General features: G+C 67.8%; 5 protein-coding genes. 3 read left to right on the top strand and 2 right to left on the bottom strand.

The window, feature by feature from the left end:
• Positions 1–185: 185 nt before the first annotated feature.
• Entirely contained in the window at positions 186–554 is a 369-nt protein-coding gene (locus ACFWY6_RS44245) for a helix-turn-helix domain-containing protein (protein ID WP_384703228.1), read from the bottom strand.
• Positions 551–811 (bottom strand): hypothetical protein, encoded by a 261-nt coding sequence (locus ACFWY6_RS44250; protein WP_266871818.1) that lies wholly within the window; start codon positions 809–811, stop codon positions 551–553. Before ACFWY6_RS44250 ends, ACFWY6_RS44245 begins: the two co-directional genes overlap by 4 nt.
• 125 nt (positions 812–936) lie before the next feature.
• On the opposite strand from ACFWY6_RS44250, the gene ACFWY6_RS44255 reads away from it, so the two are divergent.
• From ACFWY6_RS44255 to ACFWY6_RS44265, 3 genes are all read left to right on the top strand, one after another.
• Positions 937–1,764: a TIM barrel protein gene (locus ACFWY6_RS44255; protein ID WP_384703231.1), complete on the top strand. Its 828-nt coding sequence runs from the start codon at positions 937–939 to the stop codon at positions 1,762–1,764.
• 71 nt (positions 1,765–1,835) lie between these two features.
• Entirely contained in the window at positions 1,836–2,726 is an 891-nt protein-coding gene (locus tag ACFWY6_RS44260; protein ID WP_384703234.1) for a 2-hydroxy-3-oxopropionate reductase, read from the top strand.
• Between the two features lie 174 nt (positions 2,727–2,900).
• Positions 2,901–4,358, top strand: a complete 1,458-nt coding sequence (locus ACFWY6_RS44265; RefSeq protein ID WP_384703237.1) for a catalase — start codon at positions 2,901–2,903, stop codon at positions 4,356–4,358.
• Positions 4,359–4,734 lie beyond the last annotated feature (376 nt).

Consider the following 4,734-nt stretch of genomic DNA (forward strand, 5'->3'; position numbering starts at 1 on the left):
GGCAGGGGGCGCCTCCGTGGCATTGTGCTGGACGGGCTGCGGATAGATAACGCCAGCTGAAACACCACGAAAACAATTTTTTGAAAATTTGGCTTTACATAAAACCGCGGTCGGGTATCCGGACGGCGGCCTCGTTAGTAGACCTCACGCGGTCGATGACCTGGGGTTCCTCGAACCGCTGGGGCTCAGGTTGAGCGGTTCAAGTAGTTGTAGACGGTGAAACGGCTGACGCCGAGCGCGCCGGCGACCGTCTCCACGCCATGCCGTACGGCGAAGGCGCCACGCGCCTCGAGTATCCGTACGACCTCCTGCTTGGCCTTGCGGTCGAGCTCGGACAGCGGCATGCCCCGCTTGCGCTCCAGGGCCAGCAGGATGTGGTCGAGGGAGTCCGCGAGCTGCGGAAGGCGTACGGCGACGACGTCCCGCCCCTCCCAGGCGAGCACGACGTCGTCGGTGCCCGCCTGGGAGGGCGGCACCATCTCGCCGCCCATGGCGTCCACCAGCGGCTTGACGGCGGCCACGAAGGGGTCGTGGTCGTCTCTGGACCCGGTCATCCGGCGGCCTCCCCCGACTCTCCGAGCACGTTCACCTGGAGCGAGACGCGCGTGGCGCCCGCCGCCAGGGCCTTGCGCAGCAGGGCGTCGACGGCGGTCAGGACCTCGTCGGCACCACCCTCCGCGGTGTTGCCGAACGGACCCACGTCCACGGCGTCGAGATCGGCTCCCTGAATGACCTCGCGGGCCACCACCGCATGGGGCGGGGCCTCGTCCAGGTCGAACGGTTCGGTCGTGAACTCCACTCTCAATCGCACGGGCTCAACCTACTGCCGTGTTTCCGATTTCCGGGAGGCCCCTCTTGACAAGGGCGGAGCCTCGACGGCAATCTTCCATCAGACAGAAATTAACTTCCGCAATACGGAAGGAGCGCGGAAGCCCCATGGGATACTCCGACCAGCGCTTCAATGTGAACCTGTCGATCCTCTTCACGGAACTCCCGCTCCTGGAGCGCCCCGCGGCCGCCGCCGCGGCGGGCTTCACGGCGGTCGAGCTGTGGTGGCCCTGGGTCGACGCCCCCACCCCCGAGCAGTCCGAGCTCGACGCCCTGCGGGCCGCGATCACGGACGCCGGCGTACAGCTGGTGGGCCTGAACTTCTACGCCGGGCAGCTGCCGGGCCCCGACCGGGGCGCGCTTTCGATCCCCGGCGAGGAGAGCGAGAAGTTCCGTGCGAACCTCTCGGTGGCCGCGGACTTCGCCCAGTCGCTTGGCTGCAAGGCGCTGAACGCGCTGTACGGCAACCGGGTGGAGGGCGTGGACCCCGCCGTCCAGGACGAACTCGCGCTGGAAAACCTGGCGTTGGCGGCGCGGGAGGCCGACCGGGTCGGTGCGATCCTCTTGATCGAGGCGCTCAACAAGCCCGAGTCGCCGCTCTGCCCGATCGTCAGCGCGCCGGCGGCGATCGCCGTGGTGGACAAGGTGAATGCCCTTACCGGGCTTGGTAACGCGAAGTTCCTCATGGACCTTTACCACCTGTCCATGAATGGCGAGGACCTGCCTGCTGTCATCGAGCAGTACGTCGCCCAGACCGGGCACGTGCAGATCGCCGACAACCCCGGCCGTGGGGCCCCGGGGACGGGGTCGCTGCCGCTTGAGGAGCTGCTGGATCAGCTCCGTAAGGGCGGTTACGAGGGATACGTCGGGCTGGAGTACAAGGCCGGCGACCGTCCTAGCTCTGAGTCCTTCGGCTGGCTGCCGACCGCGGACTAGGCCGCCGCTTCGCGGCGGATCTTTCCCGCCCACCCACCCGTAACCCCGCAGTTTCCAGAAAGGCTCCACCCATGAGCAACCTTCCCAAGATCGCGTGGATCGGACTCGGCATCATGGGGTCCCCCATGTCCGAGAACCTGATCAAGGCTGGTTACTCCGTCACCGGCTTCACCCTTGAGCAGGACAAGCTGGACCGGCTCAGCGCCGCCGGCGGCACCGCCGCCACGTCGATCGCCGAGGCCGTCAAGGACGCCGACGTCATCGTCACGATGGTGCCCGCGTCCCCGCAGGTCGAGGCCATCGCGTACGGCGAGAACGGCATCCTGGAGAACGCGAGGTCCGGCGCGCTGATCGTCGACATGTCGTCGATCACCCCGCAGACCTCCGTGGACCTGGCGAAGGCCGCCAAGGACAAGGGCATCCGCGTCCTGGACGCCCCGGTGTCCGGTGGCGAGGCCGGTGCCATCGAGGCCGTACTGTCGATCATGGTCGGTGGCGAGCAGGCCGACTTCGACGAGGCCAAGCCGCTTCTGGACGCCCTCGGCAAGACCATCGTGCTGTGCGGTCCGCACGGCTCGGGGCAGACCGTGAAGGCCGCCAACCAGCTGATCGTCGCCGTGAACATCCAGGCGTGCGCCGAGGCCGTGGTCTTCCTGGAGAAGTCGGGCGTGGACCTGACCGCCGCGCTCGACGTCCTGAACGGGGGGCTCGCGGGCTCGACCGTCCTGACCCGCAAGAAGGACAACTTCCTGAACCGCGACTTCAAGCCCGGTTTCCGGATCGACCTGCACCACAAGGACATGGGCATCGTCACCGACGCCGCCCGCAATGTCGGTGCCGCGCTGCCCGTCGGCGCCGTGGTCGCCCAGCTGGTCGCCTCCCTGCGCGCGCAGGGCGACGGCGGCCTCGACCACTCCGCCCTGCTGCGCTCCGTGGAGCGTCTGTCGGGCGCCGAGCTCTAAGAGCTCGACCGAACTTCCGGGCCGTGGCGGCGCTGACACCTGTCCTGTCGCGCCCAGGCGTCGCCACGGCCCGGAACCATAACCTCAACTTCAACAAACTGTTGACGTAGCTGTTCAGGCGTACTTACGCTCGCGTCACCTCAGCAGTTCCCGCACGGAAGGCCCACCCGACACATGTCGAAGCGCGTGCTTACGACCGAGTCCGGCGCTCCTGTCGCCGACAACCAGAACTCCGCCACCGCCGGCGTCGGTGGCCCGCTTCTCCTCCAGGACCAGCACCTGCTTGAGAAGCTCGCCCGCTTCAACCGGGAGCGCATCCCGGAGCGCGTGGTGCACGCCCGCGGTTCCGGCGCGTACGGCTACTTCGAGGTGACGGACGACGTCACCGCGTACACCTCGGCCGACTTCCTGAACACCGTCGGCAAGCGCACCGAGACGTTCCTGCGCTTCTCCACGGTGGCCGACAACCTCGGTGGCGCGGACGCGGTCCGTGACCCGCGCGGCTTCGCGCTGAAGTTCTACACCGAGGACGGGAACTACGACCTCGTCGGCAACAACACCCCGGTGTTCTTCATCAAGGACCCGATCAAGTTCCCCGACTTCATCCACTCCCAGAAGCGCGACCCGTTCACGGGCAAGCAGGAGGCGGACAACGTCTGGGACTTCTGGGCGCACGCCCCCGAGGCGACGCACCAGATCACCTGGCTGATGGGCGACCGCGGCATCCCCGCCTCGTACCGCCACATGAACGGCTACGGCTCGCACACCTACCAGTGGACGAACGCCCAGGGCGAGGCCTTCTTCGTCAAGTACCACTTCAAGACGAACCAGGGCATCCGCAGCCTCTCCTCGGAGCAGGGCGCCGAGATCGCGGGCAAGGACCCGAACTCGCACCAGACGGACCTCCTCCAGGCCATCGAGCGCGGCGTGAACCCGTCCTGGACGCTGCACGTGCAGATCATGCCGGCGGCCGAAGCGGCGGAGTACCGCTTCAACCCGTTCGACCTCACCAAGGTGTGGCCGCACAAGGACTACCCGCTGCAGCGCGTGGGCCGCCTGGTCCTCGACCGCAACCCGGACAACGTGTTCGCCGAGGTGGAGCAGGCAGCCTTCTCCCCGAACAACTTCGTCCCCGGCATCGGTCCGTCCCCCGACAAGATGCTCCAGGGCCGTCTGTTCGCCTACGCGGACGCGCACCGCTACCGCCTGGGCGTCAACCACACCCAGCTCGCGGTGAACGCGCCGAAGGCGACGAAGGCCGACAACTACGGCCGTGACGGTCTGATGGCGTCCAACGCGTACGGCCGTGACCGCAAGAACTACGAGCCCAACTCGTACGACGGTCCCGCCGAGACGGGCCAGGCCCTGTCGGCCCCGCTCGCCGTCAACGGCTACACGGGTACGCACGAGGCCCCGGCCCACACCAAGGACGACGACTTCTTCCAGGCGGGCGAGCTGTACCGCCTGATGTCGGAGGAGGAGAAGTCCCGTCTGGTGGCGAACATCGCCGGCGGCCTGTCCCAGGTCTCCCGCGACGACGTCATCGAGAAGAACCTGGCCCACTTCCACGCCGCCGACGCCGAGTACGGCAAGCGCGTGGAGGAGGCGGTCCGCGCCCTGCGCGAGGACTAGAACTCCCCAGCTGCGTCAGGGGTATGACGGGAGGTCATTCCCCTGACGCGACGCCCGCACCGTCACGGACCCGGATGAGGGGTGGTCCCGTGGTAAGCGGGCAGTCCGCGGTGGCTCTGCGAGCCAGTGCGGTGGTAAAGGTCAGGCGGCTCCCTTCTCGACCTGAGGGAAGGAAGCCCGCCCGTCCATTCGCAGCCACCGCGGACCAAAGACCCCGTCCGGCAGCGCGTATGCATGTTCCGCCAGTCGCGCGCGGTCGGACGGCTACAACCTCCCAGGCAGAGCGCCGGGTCAGGGACGGTCCCCTGACCCCGCCGGCAATATGGACCGGGGGGGCGCCCCCGAGCCAGTCTAATATTAAAAAAAGACGCGGCCC

The sequence above is a fragment of the Streptomyces sp. NPDC059037 genome (assembly GCF_042740015.1).
GTDB lineage: Bacteria > Actinomycetota > Actinomycetes > Streptomycetales > Streptomycetaceae > Streptomyces.

Coding starts and splice junctions, on each gene's coding strand:
- ACFWY6_RS44265 (WP_384703237.1), top strand. CDS start 2,901: ATGTCGAAGCGCGTGCTTACGACCGAGTCCGGCGCTCCTGTCGCCGAC.
- ACFWY6_RS44245 (WP_384703228.1), bottom strand. CDS start 554: ATGACCGGGTCCAGAGACGACCACGACCCCTTCGTGGCCGCCGTCAAG.
- ACFWY6_RS44260 (WP_384703234.1), top strand. CDS start 1,836: ATGAGCAACCTTCCCAAGATCGCGTGGATCGGACTCGGCATCATGGGG.
- ACFWY6_RS44255 (WP_384703231.1), top strand. CDS start 937: ATGGGATACTCCGACCAGCGCTTCAATGTGAACCTGTCGATCCTCTTC.